At 69.5% G+C, this 24,731-nt stretch carries 22 protein-coding genes; 20 read left to right on the top strand and 2 right to left on the bottom strand.

Features of this window, described 5'->3' with window-relative positions; translation table 11 throughout:
• The first annotated feature begins 86 nt into the window (after positions 1-86).
• From ACFXMF_RS07685 to ACFXMF_RS07615, 15 genes are all read left to right on the top strand, one after another.
• Positions 87-734 carry an L-threonylcarbamoyladenylate synthase gene (locus ACFXMF_RS07685; protein WP_360318914.1) on the top strand — a complete coding sequence of 216 codons (648 nt, stop codon included), beginning with the start codon at positions 87-89 and terminating at the stop codon, positions 732-734.
• The gene (locus ACFXMF_RS07680; RefSeq protein WP_379988075.1) at positions 731-1,381 is read left to right on the top strand and encodes a low molecular weight phosphatase family protein; all 651 of its coding nucleotides are present in this window, start codon (positions 731-733) and stop codon (positions 1,379-1,381) included. The genes ACFXMF_RS07685 and ACFXMF_RS07680 overlap by 4 nt, the downstream gene beginning before the upstream one ends.
• A 139-nt stretch (positions 1,382-1,520) precedes the next feature.
• Entirely contained in the window at positions 1,521-2,804 is a 1,284-nt protein-coding gene (gene glyA / locus ACFXMF_RS07675) for a serine hydroxymethyltransferase (protein ID WP_360318908.1), read from the top strand.
• Between the two features lie 210 nt (positions 2,805-3,014).
• Positions 3,015-4,370, top strand: a complete 1,356-nt coding sequence (locus ACFXMF_RS07670) for an MraY family glycosyltransferase (RefSeq protein WP_360318906.1) — start codon at positions 3,015-3,017, stop codon at positions 4,368-4,370.
• Between the two features lie 197 nt (positions 4,371-4,567).
• The gene (locus ACFXMF_RS07665; protein ID WP_360318904.1) at positions 4,568-4,972 is read left to right on the top strand and encodes a hypothetical protein; all 405 of its coding nucleotides are present in this window, start codon (positions 4,568-4,570) and stop codon (positions 4,970-4,972) included.
• A 133-nt stretch (positions 4,973-5,105) separates the two neighbouring features.
• Complete coding sequence (locus tag ACFXMF_RS07660; RefSeq protein ID WP_020549132.1) at positions 5,106-5,288, top strand: AtpZ/AtpI family protein; 183 nt, start codon at positions 5,106-5,108, stop codon at positions 5,286-5,288.
• An 86-nt stretch (positions 5,289-5,374) separates the two neighbouring features.
• Positions 5,375-6,190 carry a F0F1 ATP synthase subunit A gene (atpB, locus tag ACFXMF_RS07655; RefSeq protein WP_360318901.1) on the top strand — a complete coding sequence of 272 codons (816 nt, stop codon included), beginning with the start codon at positions 5,375-5,377 and terminating at the stop codon, positions 6,188-6,190.
• Positions 6,191-6,269: 79 nt separating this feature from the next.
• Entirely contained in the window at positions 6,270-6,503 is a 234-nt protein-coding gene (gene atpE / locus ACFXMF_RS07650) for an ATP synthase F0 subunit C (RefSeq protein WP_174861358.1), read from the top strand.
• Between the two features lie 32 nt (positions 6,504-6,535).
• Complete coding sequence (locus ACFXMF_RS07645; RefSeq protein ID WP_020549135.1) at positions 6,536-7,093, top strand: F0F1 ATP synthase subunit B; 558 nt, start codon at positions 6,536-6,538, stop codon at positions 7,091-7,093.
• Positions 7,093-7,908 carry a F0F1 ATP synthase subunit delta gene (locus ACFXMF_RS07640; protein ID WP_360318897.1) on the top strand — a complete coding sequence of 272 codons (816 nt, stop codon included), beginning with the start codon at positions 7,093-7,095 and terminating at the stop codon, positions 7,906-7,908. Before ACFXMF_RS07645 ends, ACFXMF_RS07640 begins: the two co-directional genes overlap by 1 nt.
• A 144-nt stretch (positions 7,909-8,052) precedes the next feature.
• A complete protein-coding gene (atpA, locus tag ACFXMF_RS07635) occupies positions 8,053-9,696 on the top strand; it encodes a F0F1 ATP synthase subunit alpha (protein WP_360318894.1) in 1,644 nt (547 codons plus the stop codon).
• A 20-nt stretch (positions 9,697-9,716) separates the two neighbouring features.
• Entirely contained in the window at positions 9,717-10,625 is a 909-nt protein-coding gene (locus ACFXMF_RS07630) for a F0F1 ATP synthase subunit gamma (RefSeq protein WP_360318891.1), read from the top strand.
• 5 nt (positions 10,626-10,630) lie between these two features.
• Positions 10,631-12,079, top strand: a complete 1,449-nt coding sequence (gene atpD / locus ACFXMF_RS07625; protein ID WP_360318888.1) for a F0F1 ATP synthase subunit beta — start codon at positions 10,631-10,633, stop codon at positions 12,077-12,079.
• Between the two features lie 206 nt (positions 12,080-12,285).
• The gene (locus ACFXMF_RS07620; protein WP_360318886.1) at positions 12,286-12,660 is read left to right on the top strand and encodes a F0F1 ATP synthase subunit epsilon; all 375 of its coding nucleotides are present in this window, start codon (positions 12,286-12,288) and stop codon (positions 12,658-12,660) included.
• Positions 12,661-12,742: 82 nt separating this feature from the next.
• Positions 12,743-13,318 (top strand): DUF2550 domain-containing protein, encoded by a 576-nt coding sequence (locus ACFXMF_RS07615; RefSeq protein WP_360318883.1) that lies wholly within the window; start codon positions 12,743-12,745, stop codon positions 13,316-13,318.
• A gap of 18 nt (positions 13,319-13,336) precedes the next feature.
• Here the strand turns inward: ACFXMF_RS07615 and ACFXMF_RS07610 are convergent, their stop codons facing one another.
• Entirely contained in the window at positions 13,337-13,909 is a 573-nt protein-coding gene (locus tag ACFXMF_RS07610) for a cob(I)yrinic acid a,c-diamide adenosyltransferase (protein ID WP_360318880.1), read from the bottom strand.
• Between the two features lie 113 nt (positions 13,910-14,022).
• Here ACFXMF_RS07610 and murA point away from each other — a divergent pair, with 113 nt between their 5' ends.
• From murA to ACFXMF_RS07590, 4 genes are all read left to right on the top strand, one after another.
• On the top strand, positions 14,023-15,303 hold the full coding sequence (gene murA, locus ACFXMF_RS07605; RefSeq protein WP_360318878.1) for a UDP-N-acetylglucosamine 1-carboxyvinyltransferase: 1,281 nt from the start codon (positions 14,023-14,025) through the stop codon (positions 15,301-15,303).
• Positions 15,304-15,413: 110 nt separating this feature from the next.
• Positions 15,414-16,262 carry a 3-hydroxyacyl-CoA dehydrogenase family protein gene (locus tag ACFXMF_RS07600; RefSeq protein ID WP_360318875.1) on the top strand — a complete coding sequence of 283 codons (849 nt, stop codon included), beginning with the start codon at positions 15,414-15,416 and terminating at the stop codon, positions 16,260-16,262.
• A 226-nt stretch (positions 16,263-16,488) separates the two neighbouring features.
• Positions 16,489-16,911: an STAS domain-containing protein gene (locus tag ACFXMF_RS07595; RefSeq protein ID WP_360318873.1), complete on the top strand. Its 423-nt coding sequence runs from the start codon at positions 16,489-16,491 to the stop codon at positions 16,909-16,911.
• A gap of 212 nt (positions 16,912-17,123) precedes the next feature.
• Positions 17,124-19,112, top strand: coding sequence for a protein meaA (locus ACFXMF_RS07590; RefSeq protein WP_379992474.1), 1,989 nt, complete (start codon positions 17,124-17,126; stop codon positions 19,110-19,112).
• Between the two features lie 106 nt (positions 19,113-19,218).
• Here ACFXMF_RS07590 and ACFXMF_RS07585 read toward each other — a convergent pair whose 3' ends face one another.
• Positions 19,219-22,239: a LamG-like jellyroll fold domain-containing protein gene (locus tag ACFXMF_RS07585; RefSeq protein ID WP_379992559.1), complete on the bottom strand. Its 3,021-nt coding sequence runs from the start codon at positions 22,237-22,239 to the stop codon at positions 19,219-19,221.
• 495 nt (positions 22,240-22,734) lie between these two features.
• Between ACFXMF_RS07585 and ACFXMF_RS07580 the strand changes: the two genes are divergently transcribed.
• On the top strand, positions 22,735-24,731 hold a 1,997-nt coding region (locus tag ACFXMF_RS07580), incomplete at its 3' end, for a hypothetical protein (RefSeq protein WP_380020567.1).

Here is a 24,731-nt window from a genome sequence, read left to right as displayed (position 1 = left end):
CCGCGCAGAACCCCCGCAGCACCCGCACCACTGGTACCACCCGTATCGCCTGTACCGCCCGTACCGCTTCAGGAGGTAAGTGCCCGATGAGCCGACGCTACGACTGCTCCGACGCGATGGACCGTGGGCTCGGGCTGCGTGAGGCGACCGGGTCGATCAAGCGCGGCGACCTGGTCGTGCTGCCGACGGACACCCTGTACGGCATCGGCGCGGACGCGTTCACCCCGCACGCCGTGCACGCGTTGCTGGACGCCAAGGGTCGGGGCCGCAACATGCCCTCGCCCGTACTGGTCGGCTCGCCGAACACGTTGCACGGACTGGTCACCGGCTTTCCCGAGGTGGGTTGGGAACTGGTCGACGCGTTCTGGCCGGGCGCGCTCACCATCGTCGCGTTCCACCAGCCGTCGCTGATGTGGGACCTGGGCGATACGCGCGGCACGGTCGCGGTGCGGATGCCGCTGCACCCGGTCGCGATCGAGTTGCTCACCGAGACCGGCCCGCTGGCGGTCAGCAGCGCGAACCGCTCCGGCAATCCGGCCGCGACCACGGTCGACGAGGCCGAGGCCCAGCTCGGCGACTCGGTGTCGGTGTACCTGGACGGCGGCACGTGCCCCTCGACCGCGCCGTCCTCGATCATCGATCTGACCGCCGGCCGCCCCCGGCTGCTGCGTGAGGGCGCCCTGTCGCTGGACACGTTGCGCGAGGTCGTACCCGACCTGGAGGGCGTGAATTGACCCCGCCACCACCCGTGGGGCATTCCTACGGGCCGTACGGGTCCGCGGCCGATTCGTTTCGGATCCTGTTCGTGTGCACGGGGAGCATCTGTCGCTCGCCGATCGCCGAGCGGCTCGCGCGGCTCGGCCTGGAGCGCCGGCTCGCCGCCGACGACGCGGTCCGGCTCAGCGTGCAGAGCGCCGGGACCTGGGGGCACGAGGGTGCGCCGATGGAGCCGCACGCCGCCGAGGTGCTGCTCGAATACGGCGCCGATCCGGGCGACTTCCACGGCCGCGAGCTGCTCGACGAGCACGTCGCCGAGGCGGACCTGGTGCTCACCGCGACGCTCGACCACCGCGCGCACGTGGTGTCCATGGGGCATGCCTCGGGCCTGCGCACGTTCACCCTCAAGGAGTTCACCCGGCTGGTCGCGGTGCTGGAGCGGGCGCCCTACCCCGAGCGCGATCTGGTCCAGCGCGGTCGCTCGTTGGTGCGGGCCGCGGCGGCGTTGCGGGGTCGGTTGGCCGCGCCCGATCCCGAGTGGGACGAGGTGGCCGACCCGTACGGCGCGCCGCTGAGCGTCTTCCGGGCCTGTGCCTCCGACATCGGATCGGCCCTGGACCCGGTGCTCACCGCGCTCACCGGTCACCCCGCGCACAGCCTCTGACCGAGCGTCGGCGCGCGGGCCGTGAGCGGACGCCTCGCGCGGGCGGCAACGGGCCCGAATCGGCCCGCGAAGAGCCTGTCGGTGCCCCGACCCCCGGCCTATGGTGGAGACCGTCCCTGCGGCCTTGAGGAGCAGTCCCATGGGCACTCCCGACTCCACGCCAACTCCCTTCTGGGGGCCGGACTTCGCCGCCCTGCACGAGGCGGATCCGGAGATCGCCGAGGTGCTCCTGGGCGAGTTGGCCCGGCAACGCGGCGGCCTGCAACTGATCGCCGGCGAGAACTTCACCTCCCCGGCGGTGCTGGCCGCACTCGGCAGCACGCTCGCCAACAAATACGCCGAGGGCTACCCCGGACGGCGCTACTACGGCGGTTGCGCCGAGGTGGACCGGGCCGAGGAACTGGGCGTACGCCGGGCCCGCGCCCTGTTCGGCGCCGAACACGCCAACGTGCAGCCGCACTCGGGCACGGCCGCGAACCTGGCGGCCTACGCGGCGGTGCTGGTACCGGGCGACACGATCCTGGCCATGTCGCTGCCGCACGGCGGCCATCTCACCCACGGCTCCCGGGTGAACTTCTCCGGCCGCTGGTTCCACGCGGTCGCCTACGGGGTGCGGGAGAGCGACGAGCGCATCGACTACGACCGGGTCCGGGAGCTGGCCCGGGCGCATCGGCCGCGGCTGATCGTGTGCGGCGCGACCGCATATCCGCGACTTGTCGATTTCGCGGCATTTCGACAGATCGCCGATGAGGTGGGTGCCTACCTGATGGTGGACGCGGCCCACTTCATCGGCCTGGTCGCGGGCGACGCGGTGCCCTCGCCGATCCCGTTCGCGGACATCGTCACCTGCACCACGCACAAGGTGCTGCGCGGTCCGCGCGGCGGGCTGATCCTGTGCCGGGAGGAACTCGCCGACCGGATCGACCGGGCGGTGTTCCCGTTCAGCCAGGGCGGCCCGCACATGCACGCGGTGGCGGCGAAGGCGGTCGCACTGGGCGAGGCGTCGACCCCGGCGTACCGGGTGTACGCACGACGCGTGGTGGCCAACGCGCAGGCCCTGACCCAGGGTTTGCAGGCGGAGGGTCTGCGGGCGGTCTCCGGCGGCACCGACACCCACCTCGCGCTGCTGGACCTGCGCCCGATCGGGGTCAGCGGCAGCGACGCGGAGCGCCGCTGCGAGCGGGCGGGCATCACGCTGAACAAGAACGCGGTCCCGTTCGACCCGGTCAAGCCGATGATCGCGTCCGGGATCCGGGTCGGCACGGCCGCGGTGACCACGCAGGGCATGACCGAGACGGACATGAAGGAGATCGCCCTGCTGATCGGCCGGGCGGTGCGCGAGGACGACGAAGGCGTGCTGCGCGAGGTGCGGGTCGCGGTCGGCGAACTCGTCGCCACCCGTCCGGCGTACCCGCGTCGGTGAGGTGCGTATCCGGCAAACCCGCCCACGGGGTGGCTGGGACCGGGGGGACTGTGGTTACGTGTGGGGCGACGGGCCGGTGGCGGCGCCACCGAGCATTGTGCGATCGTCCCTCGCCGGTGAAGATTGGTGATTCTCCCGGGGAGCGGCGGCACGTCTAGTCTGATGCCCGTGCTGCCGCTGGGATGTGCCGAAGCCGGGGACGGTTGAGTCTTGCGCGAATACCTGCTCACGCTGTTCGTCGCCGCTGCGGTGACCTACCTGCTGACGGGCGCGGTCCGCCGGTTCGCCATCGCCGCGGGCGCGATGCCCGAGATCCGCGCGCGGGACGTGCACAAGGAGCCGACGCCGCGCCTGGGCGGCTTGGCGATGTTCGGCGGATTGTGCGCGGGCCTGCTGGTCGCCCGGCATCTGCCGGTGCTCCAGGACGTGTTCATCTCCTCGACCGACGTGCAGGCACTGCTGTCCGGCTGCACGCTGATCTCGGTGCTCGGGGTGATCGACGACAAATGGGGCGTCGACGCAATCATCAAGCTGCTTGGTCAGGCGCTCGCCGCGGGCGTGATGGTCTGGCAGGGCATCGTCATCCTGTGGCTGCCCATCCCCGGCTACGGCACGGTCGGGCTGACGCCGACCCAGGGCACGTTGCTGACCATCGGGATAGTGGTCATCACGATCAACGCGGTGAACTTCGTGGACGGCCTGGACGGCCTCGCGGCCGGCATGGTGTGCATCGCCGCGCTCGCCTTCTTCGGCTATTCCTACCGGCTCTGGTTCGGGTACGGCGTCTCCAGCGCCGCCGCGCCGACCTTGTTCACCGCGCTGTTGGTCGGGATGTGCCTGGGCTTTCTGCCGCACAACCTGCACCCCGCGCGGATCTTCATGGGCGACTCCGGCTCGATGTTGATCGGCCTGATGCTGGCCGCCGCTGCGGTCACCGTGACCGGTCGGATCGACCCGGGCGCGATCGTCGCGCAAAACGACGGCTCGCTGACCTTCACGACGCACAAGCTGGTGCCGGTCTACATCCCGCTGGTGTTGCCGTTCGCGGTGCTGGTGGTGCCGCTGATGGACCTGGTGATGGCGGTCGGTCGGCGCGGCTGGGCGGGGCGCTCGCCGTTCGCCGCGGACAAGGGCCACCTGCACCACCGGCTGCTGGAGATCGGCCACTCGCACAGCCGCGCGGTGCTGATCATGTACTTCTGGTCCGGTTTGATCGCGTCGTTCACCGTGCTCATCTCGGTCCGACCGGAACGGCGTCCGATCGTCTACGCGGGCCTGGGGCTGATTGTCCTGGGCCTGGTGATCCTGATGTTGCCGTGGTTCAAGCCGCATGTGCCCACCGAGCTGCACCAGGTGGTCCCGCCGCGCTATCGCAGGCTGCGTCGTCGCGGGCGCGGCGCGAACGTTCCGGTCGAGCGGATGGTTCCCGGCGAATCAGACGGCGTACGGCTGAACGGAGCAACCGCCACACCCGCCACAGGCCCCTCACGAAATCCCGCAGACCCCTCCCGACCTGCGGATTTGCCGGTGGGGAGAGGGACGCGAAAGGGTGGTGGAAGGCTGTGAGCTTGTACACACGAACGGGTAAAGCTCTGCTCAAATAGTTTGTGATATCGTTCACGAACCAGGATCAACAGCCGATGAACCCCCAGCAACGAGGGTTCTGATACCTCACGGCCAGTCCCGAGCGTTGCGTCGTTCCGAGCGCTTGGCGGGACGACTGATCCACTCCTTGCCCCCCACTTGATGCCGGAGTCACCGACATGCAGGCCAACGACGTCCGCCTTCTCCGAGGCTCGGTCGTGTTCACGACCGCCGCCGGAGTAATCGCGGCCATCGCGGCTTTCTTCGCGGCCGGTGGCAAAGGACTGCTCGGCGCGGTGTTCGCCACCGTCGTCGTCCTGGCCTTCTTCGCGATCGGCCAGGTCGCGATCGGGCGTATCTCGCGCGACAACCCCTTGATGATGATGAACATGGCGCTCTTCACGTACATCGTGCAGATCCTGCTGCTGGGGTTGGTTTTGTTCCTGTTCAAGGACACCAAGGCATTCGACACGAAGGTGTTCGGACTCACGATTCTCGGGGCCACGCTGGTTTGGGTCGCCTCGCAGGTCTGGATCTTCACCCGACTGAAGATCGCCTATGTCGAACCGGACGGAGAGCGATGACCTACGCACCACGCCGGTCGCACTCGGCACGGGGTTCGCGGGCCGGGTATGTAGACGCGACGCAGGTACTGCTAATGTCCGGGGCGTCATGAGCGAGAGAGGCCCCCGTCCACCGGACCGAGAGAATCGGGCGATGGACGGTGCCGCATGGTCGAGTGTCGGTTACCTGCTGAGCGGCATGCTGTTCTACGGCGGCATCGGCTGGCTGATCGACCGGTGGACGGGCCACTCCGCCCTGTTCCTGCCGATCGGCCTGGTCGTCGGAATCGCTCTGTCCCTGGTTCTTGTCTTTGTCCGCCACGGCAGGTCCTCCTGACCGGGCCCTGTTGCGTGCCGCTCCGTGGCCCTCGCCACGCCGACACATCGAGGTAGCCGAAATCATGCTTCACGACGAAGGAGTCGGTGGTGACTGCTGACGTCCAGACGCTCGCCAGCGAGAGCGGATGTCACCTGTTCTCCGGGTGCGGCTTCCCCTCGCCCGGGCTGAACGTCTTCGAGTTCAAGCCGATCTTCTCCATCGGGGCCTTCGACTTCACGAAGCCGATGTTGCTCGCGCTCATCTCGATGCTGCTGGTGATCGGCTTCTTCTGGTCGGCCTTCGCCAAGCCCAAGATGGTCCCGCGCGGCGCGCAGAACGTCGGCGAGTTGGGCTACCTGTTCGTCCGCGACAACATCTCGCGGGAGACGATGGGAAAGAAGGGCGACCCTTACGTCCCCTTCCTGTTCTCCATCTTCTTCTTCGTCTGGGTCATGAACGTGATGGCGATCATCCCGTTCGCCCAGTTCCCCGCGACCTCGCGCATCGCTTTCCCGGCATCGATCGTCGGCGTCGTGTACGTGACCTACCTCGTCCTCGGTATCAAGAACCAGGGCTTCGTCGGTTACTTCAAGAACATGATGTTCCCGCCCGGTCTGCCGAAGGCGATCTACTTCCTCCTCGCGCCGATCGAGCTGCTCCAGGGTCTGATCACCCGGCCGTTCACCATGGCGGTCCGACTGTTCGCGAACATGTTCGCCGGACACATGCTGATCGTCACCTTCAGCGTCGGCGCCTGGTACCTGCTCGGCTTCCACATCGGGGCGCTCTTCTCGGCGACCTCGTTCATCGTGGTCGTCATCCTGACCGCTTTCGAGCTGATGATTCAGGCGCTGCAGGCGTACATCATCACGCTGCTCGCGGCCTCCTACATCTCCAGCTCGCTCGAAGCCGAGCACTGAGAGACCCCGCAGACCCCTTTCCCTCCTCGACCGTCGTCCGGTGGATCGTCCATCGGCCTCGAAAAAAGGATCAGTTCCCATGATGAACCTCGCCGCCGACGGCGTCTCGGGCAGCCTCGGTTCCATCGGCTACGGCCTCGCCGCGATCGGCCCCGGCATCGGTATCGGCATCATCTTCGGTAACGGTGTCCAGGCCATGGCCCGTCAGCCCGAGGCTGCCGGTCTGGTCCGCCAGAACATGCTGCTCGGCTTCGCCCTCGCCGAGGCGCTCGCCCTCATCGGCGTCGTCATGCCGTTCGTCTACGGCACCTGATCAATCCGCTACGGACGGAAGGTCCTCACACCGTGATTTTCCTCGCCAACAGCGAAGAGAAGATGAATCCTCTTCTCCCGCCGCTCGACGAGATCATCATCGGTGGCGTGGCGTTCCTCATCGTCTTCGGCTTCCTGTGGAAGATGCTCCTTCCCAAGATCGCCAAGACGCTGGCGGACCGTACGGACGCCATCGAGGGCGGTCTCAAGCGCGCCGAAGAGGCGCAGGCCGAGGCCCAGGCCGAGCTGGAGCGCTACCGCGACCAGCTCACCGAAGCCCGTCGTGAGGCCGGTCGCCTCACGGAGGACGCCCGCGAACAGGGTGCAGTCGCCATCGCCGAGATGCGCGCCGAAGGCCAGCGGATCAAGGACGAGATCGTCACCGCCGGCCACACCCAGATCGAGGCCGACCGCAACCAGGCCCAGAACGCGCTTCGTCAGGACGTCGGCCGGCTGGCCGTCGACCTCGCGTCGCGCATCGTCGGGGAGTCGCTCGAGGACGAGGCGCGTCAGCGTCGGGTCGTCGACCGCTTCCTGGAGGAGCTGGAGGCCAAGGCCTCCGCAACGGCGACCTCGGAGAAGGTGCGCTGATGCAGGGCGCCAGCAGGGAATCCCTCGCCGCGGCTCGTGAGCGCCTCGACGCGCTCGCGACCGTGACCGGTACCGACATGGTCGGGTTGGCCCAGGAGCTCGACTCCGTGGTCATCCTGCTCGACCGGACGGTGTCGCTGCGTCGGGTCCTCACCGACTCGACACGTTCCGGGGAGGCCCGCGCGGCCTTCCTGGCCCAGCTCCTCTCCGGTCAGATCTCCGGTACCACGGCGGATCTGCTCGGCGGACTGGTCCGTACCCGCTGGTCGCGGCCGACCGACCTGGTCGACGCGATCGCCGAACTCTCGGTGTCCGCCGAGCTGATCGCCGCCGAGCGCGACGGCAAGCTCGACGAACTCGAGGACGAGCTGTTCCGCTTCGGCCGGATCGTGGTGGGCGAGCGCGAGCTGCGCTCCGCCCTGACCGACCCGGGCGTGGCGAACGAGCGCAAGGCGGAACTGGTTTCCGGACTGCTGGACGGCCGGGCCCAGCCCGTCACCCGGCGGCTGATCACCAGGCTTGTCGCACACCCCCGTAGCCGTAACCTTGAACACGGGCTCGAGTCGTACGCGCGCCTTGCCGCCGATCGCCGGCGTCGCATGGTCGCGTTGGTCACGGTCGCACTGCCTCTCACCGAGGAGCAGCGCACCCGCTTGGCCGCGGCGCTGGGCCGGATGTACGGCCGCGAGGTCCACCTGAACGTGGAAATCGATGCCGACGTCATCGGCGGGGTCCGCGTGGAGATCGGTGACGACGTCATCGACGGCACCGTGACCACACGTCTCGAAGAAGCGGGCCGACGGCTCGCCGGCTGAGACACCGGACGACAGGGGCGTCGTCGACCGCCCGGGGAAATCCCCGAGCGGCACAGCGACCCCCACAGCAGCACCGCGGTTCCGTACGACAAGCGACGGACAGCGGACCGTTAACCCCACCACCTAGGAGAGCAGGGACACCAGATGGCGGAGCTCACGATCCGGCCGGAGGAGATCCGGGACGCGCTGGAGCGCTTCGTCGCCTCGTACGAGCCGGAGACGGCCGCGCGCGAAGAGGTCGGTACCGTCACCGAGGCGTACGACGGTATCGCCAAGGTCGAGGGCCTGCCCTCGGTCATGACGAACGAGCTGCTCAAGTTCGAGGACGGCACCCTCGGTCTGGCGCAGAACCTCGACGTCCGCGAGATCGGTGTCGTCATCCTCGGTGACTTCAGCGGCATCGAAGAGGGCCAGAAGGTCCGTCGTACGGGCGAGGTTCTGTCGGTACCGATCGGTGACGGCTACCTGGGTCGCGTCGTCGACCCGCTCGGCCAGCCGATCGACGGCCAGGGCGAGATCGCGGCCGAAGGCCGTCGCGCGCTGGAGCTTCAGGCTCCCGGCGTGATGATGCGCAAGTCGGTGCACGAGCCGATGCAGACCGGCATCAAGGCGATCGACGCGATGACCCCGATCGGTCGGGGCCAGCGTCAGCTGATCATCGGCGACCGGCAGACCGGTAAGACCGCGGTCTGCCTGGACACGATCATCAACCAGCGCGACAACTGGCGCTCGGGCGACCCGAAGAAGCAGGTTCGCTGCATCTACGTCGCGATCGGCCAGAAGGGCACGACCATCGCGTCCGTGCGCCGCTCGCTCGAAGAGGCCGGCGCGCTGGAGTACACGACGATCGTCGCCGCCCCGGCGTCCGACCCGGCCGGCTTCAAGTACCTGGCCCCGTACACCGGTTCGGCCATCGGCCAGCACTGGATGTACCAGGGCAAGCACGTTCTGATCGTGTTCGACGACCTGTCGAAGCAGGCCGAGGCGTACCGCGCCGTGTCCCTGCTGCTGCGTCGTCCGCCGGGGCGCGAGGCGTACCCCGGTGACGTCTTCTACCTGCACTCGCGTCTGCTCGAGCGTTGCGCGAAGCTGTCGGACGAGCTCGGCGGCGGTTCGATGACGGGTCTCCCGATCATCGAGACCAAGGCGAACGACGTGTCGGCGTACATTCCGACCAACGTCATCTCGATCACCGACGGTCAGTGCTTCCTGGAGTCCGACCTGTTCCTGCAGGGCGTGCGCCCCGCGGTCAACGTCGGTATCTCGGTCTCGCGAGTCGGTGGCTCGGCGCAGATCAAGGCGATGAAGAGTGTCGCGGGTCGACTTCGTGTCGACCTGGCCCAGTACCGCGAGCTGGCGGCGTTCGCGTCGTTCGGTTCCGACCTGGACGCCACCTCCAAGGCCTCGCTCCAGCGCGGTGCGCGCATGGTCGAGCTGCTCAAGCAGGGTCAGTTCGAGCCGTTCGCGATCGAGCTCCAGGTCGTCTCGATCTGGGCCGGTACCACCGGCAAGCTGGACGACGTGCCGGTGCAGGACATCCGCCGCTTCGAGAAGGAGCTGCACGAGTACGTGCAGCACAAGCACGCGGCCCTGCTGACCGGGATCGTCGAGACCGGCAAGCTGGAAGACGACACCGTGATGGCGCTCACCGACGCGGTGAACTCCTTCAAGCAGACGTTCACCAAGTTCGACGGCGAGCCGTTGATCCAGGACGTGGCGCCTGCCGGGCTGACGAAGGAAGACGTCGGCCAGGAGAAGATCACCCGTCACGTGGCCAAGTCCGAGTAAAGAACGGAGAACCCTGACCAATGGGAGCCCAACTTCGGGTCTACCGGCGTCGGATCCGTTCCGTGTCGGCGACCAAGAAGATCACGCGCGCCCAGGAGCTCATCGCGGCGTCGCGGATCGTGAAGGCGCAGCAGCGCGTCGCGGCCTCCAAGCCGTACGCCGACGAGCTGACGCGCGCCGTTTCCGCGGTCGCCACCTTCTCCAGCACGCAGCACCCGTTGACCACTTCGGTGGAGCGGCCCACTCGGGCCGCGGTGCTGCTGGTAACCAGTGACCGCGGATTCGCGGGCGGCTACAACTCGAATGCCATCAAGGCCGCCGAGCAGCTCACCAAGCTGCTCGAGGACGAGGGCAAGACGGTCAGCCGCTACGTGATCGGGTCCAAGGGCATCGGATTTTTCCAGTTCCGCGACGTGGACCTGGCCGGGCAGTGGAAGGGATTCTCCGACCGCCCCGAGTACTCCGACGCCAAGAAGGTGGCAGGTGAGCTGATCGACGCGTTCGTGACGCCCACCGAGGAGGGCGGTGTGGACGAGATTCATCTCGTCAGCACCGAGTTCGTCTCCATGCTCACGCAGAGCCCGGTCGCGGTGCGGGTGCTCCCGTTGGCGGTCGAGGAGACGGACGAGCCGCCGGCCGGCGGTCCCTTCCCGCTCTATGACTTCGAGCCCTCGGCCGAGGGTGTTCTCGACGCACTGCTGCCGCGGTACGTCGAAAGCCGCATCTTCAACGCCCTGCTGCAGTCCGCCGCTTCCGAGCACGCGGCCCGCCGGCGGGCGATGAAGTCGGCGACCGAGAACGCCGAAGACCTCATCCGGACCCTCTCTCGTCTGGCGAACAACGCTCGCCAGTCCGAGATCACCCAGGAAATCAGCGAGATCGTCGGTGGCGCCAACGCCTTGGCCGACGCGACCGCGGGGAGTGATTAGACATCATGACTGCCACTGTTGAGACGGCCGCTGCCACGGGCCGCGTCGCCCGCGTCATCGGCCCGGTCGTCGACGTGGAGTTCCCCGTCGACGCGATGCCGGAGATGTACAACGCGCTGCACGTCGACTTGGACCTCACGGGCCAGGGCGAGGACGAGGGCAAGACCACCCTCACCCTCGAGGTCGAGCAGCACCTTGCCGACGGCATCGTGCGCGCGATCTCGATGCAGCCGACCGACGGCCTCGTTCGCGGCGCCGTCGTCACGAACACCGGCGCGCAGATCTCCGTCCCCGTGGGCGACGTCACCAAGGGGCACGTGTTCAACGCCCTCGGTGAGGTCCTCGACGTGGACCGGGCGAGCTTCGAGGTGACCGAGCGCTGGCCGATCCACCGCAAGGCGCCGGCCTTCGACCAGCTCGACTCGAAGACCGAGATGTTCGAGACCGGCATCAAGGTCATCGACCTGCTCACCCCGTACGTCAAGGGTGGCAAGATCGGTCTGTTCGGTGGTGCGGGCGTCGGCAAGACGGTGCTCATCCAGGAGATGATCGTCCGTGTCGCCCGTCTGCACGAGGGTGTGTCGGTGTTCGCCGGCGTCGGCGAGCGTACTCGTGAGGGCAACGACCTGATCGAGGAGATGAAGGAAGCGGGCGTCTACGACCAGACGGCGCTCGTCTTCGGCCAGATGGACGAGCCCCCGGGCACCCGTCTGCGGGTGGCGCTGTCGGCCCTGACCATGGCGGAGTACTTCCGCGATGTGCAGGAGCAGGACGTGCTGCTGTTCATCGACAACATCTTCCGGTTCACCCAGGCCGGTTCCGAGGTGTCGACGCTGCTCGGCCGGATGCCCTCCGCGGTGGGTTACCAGCCGACCCTCGCCGACGAGATGGGCACCCTCCAGGAGCGCATCACCTCGACGCGTGGTCACTCGATCACCTCGATGCAGGCGATCTACGTCCCCGCGGACGACCTCACCGACCCGGCCCCGGCGACCACGTTCGCGCACCTCGACGCGCTGACCGTGCTCTCCCGTCCGATCTCGGAGCTGGGCATCTACCCGGCGGTGGACCCGCTGGACTCGACGTCGCGGATCCTGGACCCGCGCTACGTCGCGCAGGACCACTACGACTGCGCGATGCGGGTCAAGAACATCCTGCAGAAGTACAAGGACCTCAAGGACATCATCGCGATTCTGGGCATGGACGAGCTGTCCGAAGAGGACAAGCTCACCGTGCACCGGGCGCGGCGCATCGAGCGGTTCCTGTCGCAGAACACCCACGTGGCGAAGCAGTTCACCGGGCTCGACGGTTCGGACGTCTCGCTGTCCGAGACCGTCGAGGCGTTCAACGCGATCGCCGACGGCAAGTACGACCACGCTCCCGAGCAGGCATTCTTCATGCTCGGTGGGCTGGACGACCTCGAGAAGAAGATCGCCGAGCTCAACAAGGGCTGACGATCGCCTGATCGACGAGGGGCGGTCCCGCATGGGTCCGCCCCTCGTGTCGGTTCCCGACCGCGCCCTTCGGCGTGGCCGGAAACCCGCCGGCGCCTGCGCCGGTTGGAGCCAGGCCCGTCCGGGCCACTATCCTTGGACACCACCCGTCCCGTGAGGGCGGAGGCGAAGACCAGCGTGTCTTCGACCCGACATGAGGAGCCACGTTGGCTGAGCTGCACGTCGAGCTGGTCGCGGCCGACCGCAAGGTGTGGTCCGGCGAGGCCACCATCGTCATCGCACGCACCGCGGACGGCGACATCGGCATCCAGGCCGGTCACCAGCCGGTTCTCGGAGTGCTCGAATCAGGTCCGGTGACGATCCGTCAGGCCGACGGTTCGGTCGTCATCGCGGCGGTCCACGGCGGGTTCATCTCGTTCGCGGACAACAACCTCTCGCTGCTCGCCGAGATCACCGAGCTGGCCGACGAGATCGATGTCGCCCGCGCGGAGCGGGCGCTCGAGCGCGCCGGCGCGGCGAAGGACTCCAGCGCCGAGCGGCGCGCGGAGACGCGGCTGTTGGCCGCCCAGCGGCGGGACTGACAAGGCCAGTCGCAGCACCAGAGCCCGGACCGACACACGGCCGGGACCACTGCTCAACGCGCGAACGAGGAGGTCGATCCGGATGGTCCTCGTTGTGCTGAGCGTGATTCTGGCTGTTGTCGTCGTATTGGTGGTCGGTGTCGCGGCCTTCGCGCTGCGTCGCCGGCTGATCCAGCGACCGGGTGGCACCTTCGATTGTTCGCTTCGCATGCGGCCACCGGTAGTGCCGGCCGGCGAAGCCGGATCGACCACCGCGGCGTCACCCGGGCACCAGGCCCCGGGGGGCGCCGCGTCGTCGTCCCCGGAGCGGGCCGCGGACGCGGCCGAGGGGGACCCGGCGGCGCCGTCGGCCGATCCCGACCACGGCAAGGGCTGGGTCTTCGGGATCGCCCGCTACAGCGGCGACCGGATCGAATGGTTCCGGGTGTTCAGCTACGCGCCGCGACCGCGCCGGGTGTTGCAGCGCGGCGGGATCCACGTGATCGGTCGCCGGGAACCGGCCGGCCAGGAGGAGTTGGCGCTGCTGGCGGGCGCGGTCATCCTGGTCTGCGAACACGACGGCGCGCGGATCGAACTCGCGCTCAGCGACGACGCGTTGACCGGCTTCCTGGCCTGGTTGGAAGCGGCGCCGCCGGGACAACGGGTGAACGTCGCCTAGCAGCGCCGGCCGTTGGCGTCAGCGGTTGGCGCCCGGCACCCACAACACGTCGCCGACCTCGCGGTTCGCGTGCCGCGCCAGGATGAACAGCAGGTCGGACAGGCGGTTGAGGTACTTCACCGTCAGCGGGTTCATCGAGTCGCCGTGTACTTCGAGGGCGGCCCACGTGGTGCGCTCCGCACGGCGGGCGACGGTGCGGGCCTGGTGCAACAGCGCGGCGCCCGGGGTGCCGCCGTTGAGGATGAAGCTGCGCAGCTTCTCCAGGTTCTCGTTGTACTCGTCGCAGGCCGCTTCCAGCGCGTCGATGTAGCCCTGTTCCACCCGCAGCGGCGGGTACTTGGGGTCCTCGACCACCGGCGTGGACAGGTCGGCGCCCAGGTCGAACAGGTCGTTCTGGATGCGGGTCAACAACCGGACCACATCCTCGTCCAGGTTGCCGAGCGAGAGCGCGACGCCGATCACCGCGTTGGTCTCGTCCACGTCGGCGTAGGCCGCGAGTCGAGGATCGGTCTTGGCGGTGCGCGACATGTCCCCGAGCGCGGTGGTGCCGTCGTCGCCGGTGCGGGTGTAGATCCGGGTGAGGTTGACCATGACGGACACCTTAGGCCCGTGGCCTGGGGTTCGTTCGCAACCGGCCTCGGGGCGCGCTTTGTCCGTGCTTGGCGCGGTCCGTGGCGGGGTCCGGGAATCAGTACGATTCTCCGATGGACAGGTTCCGGGTGACAGGTGGTCAGCGACTCGTCGGCGAGGTGCGGATCACGGGCGCGAAGAACAGCGCGCTCAAATTGATGGCCGCCGCGCTGCTGGCGGAGGGCACCACGGTGCTCGAGGAGGCACCCCGGATCCTCGACGTGGAGATCATGAGCGAGCTGCTGCGGCGGCTGGGTTGTGAGGTCGAGGGGGAGACCACCGGGACGGTGCGGATCGATGTGCCGGCGGCGCCGCGCTTCGAGGCGGACTACGACCTGGTGCGCAGCATGCGCGCGTCGATCTGCGTGTTGGGCCCGCTGCTCGCGCGTTGCGGGGAGGTGCACGTCGCCTATCCGGGCGGGGACGCGATCGGCTCGCGCGGTCTCGACATGCACATCGAGGGCCTGGTCAAGCTGGGCGCGACCGTGGAGAACTCGCACGGTGTGCTGATCGCCAAGGCGCCGAACGGCTTGAAGGGCACCACCGTCTGGCTCGACTTCCCGAGCGTGGGCGCGACCGAGAACATCCTGATGGCCGCGGTGCTCGCGCAGGGCCGTACGGTGATCGACAACGCGGCACGTGAGCCCGAGATCGTGGACATCTGCTCGATGCTCACCGAGATGGGCGCGCGGATCGAGGGCGCGGGTTCGTCCACGATCGAGATCGAGGGCGTCGAGGGGCTCAAGCCGGTGCGCCATCGCACGGTGCCGGACCGGATCGTGGCCTGTACGTTCGCGGTCGCCGCCGCGATGACGCTGGGCGATGTGACGGTACGCAACGCGCATCCCGAGCATCTGGAGATCGCGCTCGACAAGTTGACCCTGGCCGGCGCCGAGGTGTCGCATGTGCGGGACGGCTTCCGGGTGGTGATGGACCGGCGGCCCCGGGCCGTGGACGTGGTCACCCTGCCGTATCCGGGGTTCGCCACCGACATGCAGCCGTTCTTCGCCGCGATGAACTCGATCGCCGAGGGTTCGGCGATGATCACCGAGAACCTCTTCGAGGCGCGCTTCGTGTTCCTGCAGGAACTGCTCCGGCTGGGTGCCTCGATTCGTACCGACGGACACCACGCGATCGTGCGTGGAGTCGAACAGCTCTCCGGCGCACCGGTGTTGACCGCGGACATCCGGGCCGGGGCGGGACTGGTGCTGGCCGGCCTGGTGGCCGACGGGGACACCACGGTCAGCGGGGTGCACCACATCGATCGCGGCTACACCGGCCTGGAGGTGCAGCTCCAGTCGCTCGGCGCGAAGATCGTCCGGGAGCCGGAGCCGGAGAGTACCTCGCGTTTCTGACGGGTCGTCAGGTAGGGGTGCGTCGGTGTCTTCGAGGGTCCGGCTACGCTCCCGGGCGAGGGACGTCCGCAGGGCGTCGGTTCGGGTTCGTGTACTGGAGGGGTAGCGCAGTGACCAACAAGATCGCCGTCATCGGGGCCGGGCTCATGGGCTCGGGCATCGCCCAGGGCGCCGCGCAGGCCGGCTACGACGTCGTCCTGCGCGATGTCACCGACGCCGCCCTGGAGCGCGGGCTGAGCGGGATCGCGGCCTCGTACGACAAGTTCGTCGCCAAGGGCAGGCTGACCGCCGAGGACGCCTCGGCGGCGCTGGCCCGGATCACCGGCACCACCGACCTGGAAGCCGTCGCGGACGCGGACGTCGTGGTCGAGGCGGTGTTCGAGAAGGTCGAGGTCAAGCAGGCCGTCTTCACCGAGCTGGACCGGATCTGCAAGCCCGGCGCGGTGTTGGCGAGCAACACCTCGGCGATCCCGATCACCGAGATCGCCGCCGTCACCGACCGACCCGAGTCGGTCGTGGGCATGCACTTCTTCTCGCCGGTGCCGCTGATGAGCCTGTGCGAACTGGTCCGCGGCTTCAAGACCTCGGACGCGACGCTGGCCACCGCGCGCGAACTGGCCGAAGCGATGGGCAAGACGTGCATCGTGGTCAACCGGGACGTGGCCGGCTTCGTGACCACTCGGCTGATCACCGCGCTCACGGTCGAGGCGGTGAAGCTGTACGAGGCGGGGGTGGCCACCGCCGAGGACATCGACATCGCCTGCAGGTTGGGCTTCGGCCACGCGATGGGGCCGCTGGCCACCGCCGACCTGACCGGCGTGGACATCATGCGCAACGCGACGAGCAACATCTACGCCGAGAGCAAGGACGAGAAGTTCGCTCCGCCGGAGTTGCTCAACCGCATGGTCGCGGCGGGCGACCTGGGCCGCAAGACCGGCAAGGGTTTCTACCGGTACTGAGTCCGGCGCGACGGCCGCTTTGCGACCGGTTTCGTGGGCTCGACGCCCATGAGGCGGTCGTCGGGCGGCCGTTGGTCCGATGGGCGGCGCGCGGGCGGTGCATCATCTGATGATTCGTCACCTGTACGAGTGAAGTCCGATGTGATGAGTGAGGATTATCGGGTTTTGGGTGTTCTTCTGGGAAGCGGAACCGTCATCGAACGGACGGATTCCCCAGGAGGAGACGATGCGTGTTTGGGGCGACCCACGCGAGTTGCACTTGGCGGGCGTACTCGACGTGCGGGCCACCGCCGATGTGCGCCTGGCGTTGCACGACGCGCTGGACAACGGCGACGGCGACCTGATTCTCGACCTCACCCGGGTGCCCGCGCTGGACACCACCGGACTGGGCCTGATCGTCGGCGCGCATCGGCGGGCGGGTCGGCGCGAACGTCGCCTCGTGCTGGCCGGGGTCAACCCCGACGTCTACCGGGTGCTCGTGTTGACTCGATTGCACCGTATCCTCACCCTCCGCGAAACCGCCGGGGTCCGAGCCGGTCGATCGTGCGAGCAGGCCGACACAGTGTCAGGCGAGCCCGGCGACGACTTGCGTGCTGTGGTCGAACACACCCTGTCCGGAGCTGTTACCCGTCAGTACACTCCGTGGTAAGCAGGGCCGCACCAGGCGCGGTGACAGCGGACCAGCGGGCACGCCCAGGCCGGTAGTCGCCGAGTACCGGTCGGTCCGGAACCCTCCGGAGGTATTCCGTGGCGAGCCAGACGCCCTCAGCTCAGCCCTCGCAGCCGGCCACGCCGTCCCCGGCCGGTCCGCCCTCGCCGACCGAGCAGGCCGCGCCGCTCAAGCGTGACCGTCCCTGGGTGATGCGCACCTACGCCGGTCACTCCTCGGCCACCGCCTCCAACGCGCTCTACCGGCGCAACCTCGCCAAGGGCCAGACCGGCCTGTCGGTGGCCTTCGACCTGCCGACCCAGACCGGCTACGACCCCGACCACGTGCTCTCGCGCGGCGAGGTCGGCAAGGTCGGCGTGCCGATCTCGCACATCGGCGACATGCGAGCGCTCCTCGACGGCATCCCCGTCGAGGAGATGAACACCTCGATGACGATCAACGCGACCGCGCTGTGGATGCTCGCGCTCTACCAGGTCGTCGCCGAGGAGCAGGGCGCGGACATCGCCAAGCTCACCGGCACCACGCAGAACGACATCATCAAGGAATACCTCTCGCGCGGGACCTACGTCTTCCCACCCGGGCCCTCGCTCAAGCTGATCACCGACACCGTCGCGTACACGGTCTCGAACATCCCCAAGTGGAACCCGACCAACATCTGCAGCTACCACCTCCAGGAGGCGGGCGCGACGCCGGTGCAGGAGATCGCGTACGCGATGTGCACCGCGATCGCCGTGCTGGACGCGGTCCGCGACTCCGGGCAGGTGCCGGCGGATCGTATGGGCGAGGTGGTGCAGCGCATCTCCTTCTTCGTCAACGCCGGGGTGCGGTTCGTCGAAGAGATGTGCAAGATGCGGGCGTTCGTGCAGTTGTGGGACGAACTCACACTGGAGCGCTACGGCGTACGCGACGCCAAGCAGCGGCGGTTCCGCTACGGCGTGCAGGTCAACTCGCTGGGCCTGACCGAGGCGCAGCCGGAGAACAACGTCCAGCGCATCGTGCTGGAGATGCTGGCCGTGACGCTGTCCAAGGACGCCCGGGCGCGGGCGGTGCAGTTGCCCGCCTGGAACGAGGCGCTGGGGCTGCCCCGGCCGTGGGACCAGCAGTGGTCGTTGCGGATCCAGCAGGTTTTGGCCTACGAGTCGGACCTGCTCGAATACGGCGACATCTTCAACGGTTCACACGTGATCGAGGCCAAGGTCGCCGAGTTGGTGGCGGGTGCGCGCGCGGAGATCGACCGGGTCCAGGCGATGGGCGGCGCGGTCGCGGCGATCGAATCGGGCTACATGAAGTCGCAGTTGGTCGGCTCGCACGCCGCCCGGCGGGCCCGGATCGAGGCGGGCGACGAGGTGGTGGTCGGGGTGAACCGCTTCGAGACCACCGAGGAGAACCCGCTGACCGCCGACCTGGACGCGGCGATCATGAGCGCCGATCCGGACGCCGAGCGCTCGGCGGTCGAGCGGATCCGGTCCTGGCGCGCGGACCGCGACCCGGAGGCGGTGACCGCGGCGATGGCCCGGCTGCGCGAGGACGCGCGGTCGTGGAAGGCCGCCTCGGCGGTCAACCTGATGCCGGCCACGCTGGCGTGTGTGCGGGCGGGGGTGACCACGGGCGAGTGGTCGCAGGCGCTGCGCGAGGAGTTCGGCGAGTATCGGGCACCGACGGGGGTGTCCGGGGTGGTCGGCGTGCAGGACGGCGCTGGGCTCACCGAGGTGCGCGGTGCCGTACGGCGGACCGGCGAGGAACTGGGCGGCCGGTTGCGGCTGTTGGTCGGCAAGCCGGGGCTCGACGGGCACTCGAACGGGGCCGAGCAGATCGCGGTGCGGGCGCGCGATGTCGGCTTCGAGGTGGTCTACCAGGGGATTCGGCTCACTCCGGAGCAGATCGTGGCGGCGGCGGTCGAGGAGGACGTGCACTGCGTGGGGCTGTCCATCCTGTCGGGGTCGCATCTGGAGCTGATTCCGGACGTGCTCTCGCGCATGCGCGACGCGGGGATCGGTGATGTGCCGGTGATCGTCGGGGGGATCATTCCCTCCGCCGACGAAGTGGTGTTGCGGTCGCAGGGGGTTGCTGCCGTCTTTACGCCGAAGGACTTCGGGATCACGGACATCATGGGGCGGATCGTCGAGGTGATTCGGGCGGCGAACGGCCTGGCGGCCGGGGCCGCGGTGCCTTCGGGCTGAGGCTTCGCCCGGCCTGGCTCGTCCTCGAACGCGGACGGCCGGCCGGGGTGTCCTCGAACGCCGGACGGGCGATGTGCGCCCGGCCGGCGTTCGAGGGTTGGCTGGGTTACGGGACCGGGCGGTTCATGTCGGTGGTGATCTCGGTGGGGGTCAGCGGGCGGTTGTAGATGCGGACGTCGTCGATCAGGCCGCCGAAGTACTCACCCCAGACGGTGTTGCCGCCGATGTGGAGTGCGCCGCCCTGGTCCACGATCGGGCCGGTGTGGGCGGTGGCCTGCACCTGGACGCCGTTGACGTACAGACGCAGCGTGGTGCCGTCGTAGGTGGCCGCCAGGTGTGCCCAGGCACCGGTGGCCAGGGCTGCGGGGCCGTCGGCGTAGGTGTCGTTGTTGGTGCCGGTCGTGTTGATGGACGTGTTGGGTGCGGCGGTGCCGTTCGCGTACAGCGCGTAGGACAGGCCGCCTCCGCGTTCCTTGAGCAGGACGCTGCGCCAGTTCGTGATCGCCGAGGGTTTGACCCAGGCTTCCAGGGTCATCCCGGTGGTGAGTGTCAGGCGGGCACTGTGCGGCACCGTCACCATCGACGAAGTGCCGTTGAAGGAGAGCGCGTTGCCGGAATGGCCGGTGACCCAGGTGCCGCCGGTGACGGTGCCGTTGTTGCCCTGGCCAGCGTCGTCCGTGACGATCGTGCCGCTCGACGCGTTGAAGCCGTACTGGGCCATCAGACCGGGCGTCGGGCCGTCGACCTCACGATAGGTGGCGGTCAACGTGATCGGCGTCGCGGGCGCGGTGATGTTGTGCGCGGCGGTGCCGCCGTCCGACCAGGACACGAATTCGTAGTTCTTGCCGTTCAGGGCCTGGGTCGTCGGCGCGGCGATCGAGGAGGTGCCGCCCACGATCACCGTGCTGGTGAACGGTGCCGGGCGTTGTGAGGAGAACAGGCCCAGGGTCAGGCCCGGCGGATCGGACGCGAGCGTGATGTCCACGGTCTTCGGGTTCAGGCGCACGCTGGTGGTCCCGGTCAGGCCGCCGGAGTCGGTGGCGGTCAGCCGTAGTTCGAGCCACGACGGATACTCGTGGTCGACCGCCGTGAAGCTGCCCGAGGCGCCGACCTGGCCGGTGATCTGATGCTCGTGGCAGTCGGTGGGCGTCGTGCAGTGATGCATGATGATCTGCCAGTTCAGGCCGGTGCTCGGGATGGCGCCGTCCTGCGGGTCGGTGGCGTGTCCGCCGAAGGCGATCGGGTCGCCGACCTTCCAGGTGAGCGTGCCGGCCGGGGTGTCGATCACCGGGGTCGGCGGTGCGTTGCCCGCCGAGATGGTGATCGGCGCGGAGACGCCGGTCAGGCCCACCGGGTCGGTGACGCGCAGTCTGACGGTGCGGGTGCCGGGAGTGGTGTAGGTGTACGACGGGTTCGCCGCGGTCGAGTCGTCGAACGCGCCGTCACCGTCCAGGTCCCAGGCGTAGGTGAGGGTCTCGCCCGGATCCGGATCGGTGGAGGCGGAGCCGGTGAACGCCACGGTCAGCGGCGTGGTGCCGGTGGTCGGGGTGGCCGAGGCGACCGCGTTGGGCGCGCTGCCGGTGTAGCGGATCCGGTGGATCGCGCCGTCCTCGAAGCCGACGTAGTACACGTCGCCCTCGGGGCCGGTGGTCAACTGGACCGGGTTCGCGTTGCTCACGAACAGTTGGCGGGTGGCGGGGTCCGGCAGCCCGTCGGCACCGGCCAGCATGCTCCACACGCAGCGCCGACTGTGGTCGGCGAAGAACATCGCGTTGCGGTACGCGGCCGGGTAGCGCTGCCCCGTATAGAAGGTCACCCCGGAGATCGCCGAGCCGTTGCCGGTCGGGCAGCCGTCGCCCGGGACCACCGCGGCGCTGTGCTGGTAGGCGTAGTAGGGCGTCTTGACCGCCTCGGGCCCGTCGGCGTACAGGTTGTTGCACAGGTTCAGGCCGATCGACTCGTAGCCGCCCTGGCGGGCCGAGCCCTCGTAGCAGGGCCAGCCGAAGTTGGCCACGGCGCCGCCGGAGGGGGTGAGCCGATCGATCTCCTCCCAGGTGCCCCAGCCGACGTCGCCCACCCACAGCTCGTTCGTGCCCGGCCGGAAGCCGAACCGGAACGGGTTGCGCAGGCCGGCCGCCACCAGACGGCGGGCGTTGGCGTCGGCGTTGCCCGCGAGTGGGTTGCCGGGCGCGCCCGCACCGGTGTTCGGGTCGATTCGGATGATGCTGCCGTTGAGCGCGAACGGGTCACCCGGGGTCCGGAAGTCCTGCGCCCGCAGTGCGCCGCCCTCGGCGGTCGGCGCGGTCAGTACGGTGCCGACCGGACTGTTCCCGTCGGCGCACGGGTTCGCCGGGATCGGATCCTTGCCCGGGATCGGGCCGCTCGCCGCGGTTTGGCCGTAGTCCGCCCAGTCGAAGCTGGCGCCGTCCCCGGCGGACGCGTAGAGGTAGCCGTCCGGGCCGAAGGCGAGGCTGCCGGTGGCGTGCGACGGGAACTGCTGGCACCAGCCCTCGACCAGCACCTGCTCCGGGCCCGCGGTGTTGCCGGTCGCGGTCAGCCTGGCGACCCGGCCGGTGATCAGACAACCCTTGGCCTGTGCGCCGGGCGGGTCCGGACAACCGTCGTCCGGGCCGGTGGCGGTGCCCCAGTAGGGGGCCGAACCACCGGGGCGTGCGTCGTGCGCGTACATCACGTAGACCGACGGATCGGTCGGGAAGTTCGGGGCCAGGGCCAGGCCGAGCAGGCCGCGGTCCCAGAAGTTGTGCACCTTCGCCCGCAGATCGGTGAACACCGTGGGCGTGGGATCGGTGAGCGAGTCGAACACCTTGACGACGCCGGACTTCTCGGCGACGAAGACCCGTCCGTCCTTGGCGAAGGCCACGTCGACCGGCTGGCTCAGGCCGGTCAGTACCGAATCGTCGGAGAACTTCGGCGGCACCGCGGCGGCCTGTGCGGAGCCGGCACGCGCGCTGGGTGCCGAGCCGAACAGCTCCGGACCGGGCGGCCGCGCGGATGCGTCGGAGACGACGGCGGATGAGGCCGGCGATGCGCCGGCCGAGGGTATCGACAGTGCCAATGAGGCGAGCAGCGCGGCGGCGCACGCGAGTCGGGTCCTGTGCCGGCTCACCCGCCGTCCCGTACATCGCAATCGTATGGAACCGGACATGATGGAACCGGACATGTATGTCCCCCTGTTCCCCCTGTGCGCCGGACCGTTGTGGCGTCACTTGTGCACCATAGGGCGACTCGGCGGGTATACACCGACTTTTCGACAAGCCCGGGTGCCCTCGGGACCGGCTCGACAGGATCGTCCCGTGACCACTCGAAGGCGCGCGCGTTGTGTTGTGAAGAGGGAGCGAAGGTCGGCCCGGACCCGGTCCGCTCGACGGCAGGAGGTGGCAGGGTGGGATGCGGTGCGGCGGGGGTGCGCGCAGCCCGTGGTCGGCCGCCCCGCTGCTCGACGCGTCGGTGCTCAACGATCTTGTCACGAACCCGGCGCCGGGTATCGGTGTGCCGGCCGCGCCCGGCACACTGATCACCGGTTTCCGCCCCCGAGTGCCCGGACTTGTCCCCGGCCGCACCGGCGCGTCGAGGAACCACGACGGGGAGCACAGGGAGTGGCATGAACGGCGTCGGCAGGGAACGGCCGGAAGAAGACGGGGAAAAGCGCTTCGAGGACGATCCGCTCGGGACCCCGGCCGACGCGCGCACGGATTCCGCCGGCGATGCGATGGACTCCTTCGGCGAGTCCTGGGGTGACGACGCCTATCTGGACGAGTTGTTCGGGCCGCGTCCGAGGGCCGGGGCCGGGTCGGCGCAGGGCGGGCCGGGTGGCTCGGGGGCCGCGTTCGAGCCGTCCGCGCCGGAGTTCGGGGACTGGGCCGGGGCCGCCGCCGAGTCGTCCGCGCCTTCGTCCGTGCCTCCTGCCGCGCCTTCGTTTCCGTCTTCGTCCGAGCCTCGGATCGGTCGGGGCGAGCCGATCCGGCTCGACGACGAATGGTCGGACCCGGCGGCCGATCGCAGCGGGGCCGGCGAGTCCGGGCCGGGGGTGCTGCAACTGGTCGCCGGCGACCTGCTCCTCACCTTCGGCGGGGTGGACGGCACCGACGTCGCGCCGCTGTCCGCCGGAGCGCGGCCGCCGCGGCCGTCCAGGCTGCCCGGTTCGGTGCCCGCGACCGACCTGCCGCCGCTGGGCCGGGGGGTGGAGATCGCCGAGCTGACCGGCCTGTTGCAGCGCGGCACGTCGGTCCGGATCGGCGGCCCGTCGTCGAGCGGACGCAGCACCCTGCTGCGCTACCTCGCCGCGCTCGATCCCGCGGGCGCGCCGGACGGGGTGATCCTGCTCGACGGGCGGCGCCGCGGCCTGGACGACCTGTTGCAGCAACTGCACGACGCGTGCTTCGCCGGCCCGGCGTATCGACCCACCCGCGAGCAACTGGCCGGGCTCCTGGCCGAGCCGGCCGCGCTCGTGGTCGTGGACGACCTGGCGCTGGGTCAGGACGACCTGTCCGAGCTCCTGCGGATGGCGCCGGAATGCGCGTTCCTGGTGGCCGGTCCGGAGGTGGTGGATCCGATCGTGCGCCGGGATTCGCCGCTGCACGAGATTACCCTGGGCGGTCTTCCCCAGGAGGCGTGCTTCGATCTGCTGCGTCGTGCCGCCGGGCGCGAACTCGACGACGAGGAACTCGCCTGGGCCTCGGCGTTGTGGTTCCAGGTCGGCGGCCATCCGGGGCGGTTCGTCCAGGCCGGCGCGTTGCTCGCGCGGCGCGAGCGCGGGCGGTCCGGCTACGGGCTGCTCGACGACGGCGCGGCGGACGGGTCGGGCGAGCTGCCCTCGCCCGGCGAGCCGCGCCAGTTCGTACCCCGCCTGGTGCCGCTGGTGTCCGCGTCGGCGCAGCAGGTGTTGCGACTGGCCTCGGCCCTGGACGGCGAACTGCCGGACCCGGTACACCTGCCGGCCCTGACCGGCGCGGTGGACGCGGTGGGCGCCGCCGACGAACTGGTCGAAGCCGGGCTGGCGACATGCGAGTTCGGCCGATATCGGCTCACCGGGGGCACCGCCGAGGCGATCGCGGCGATCGTGCGCGGACCGTCCTCGTGGGCGGTCGCGGCGATACAGCACTTCACCTGGTGGGTCTCGCACCCCTCGGTCACTCCCGCCGAGATCGCCCGTGAGGCGGACACGATCCTGGCCTGCCTGCGCGAGTCCGAGCGGCTGGGCAAGGCCGGTTCGGCGCGTTCGTTGGCCCGGGCCTCGGCGCCCGCGTTCGGCGCCTCGGCCCGCTGGGACGCCTGGGGCGAGGTGCTTGACCTGGGCCTGTCCTCGGCGCGCGACGCGGGTGCCGCGGCGGCGTCCGATCACGCCTGGTTCCGGCACGAGTTGGCCATCCTGGCGCTGTGCACGGGCGATCCGCGGGGCGCGCGCGAAGAGGCGGTCGCGGCCACCCGGATGCGCGACGTCGGCTCGGACAAGCGCGGCCTCGCGGCGGACCGCCGGGTGTTGGCCCTGGCCGGCGGCGACCGGGTGGTGGCGGCGGCGACCACCCAGGGGGCGGCCGGCGTGGCGCGCGGCGGGATGGGCCGACGCGGCGGGTTGATGACGGCGGGCGCGGCCCTGGT

Origin of the sequence: Embleya sp. NPDC059213, assembly GCF_042754445.1 — a bacterium.
GTDB lineage: Bacteria > Actinomycetota > Actinomycetes > Streptomycetales > Streptomycetaceae > Embleya.
Note: the sequence above shows the minus strand (reverse complement) of the source record. Positions and strands in the feature narration are given on the sequence as shown.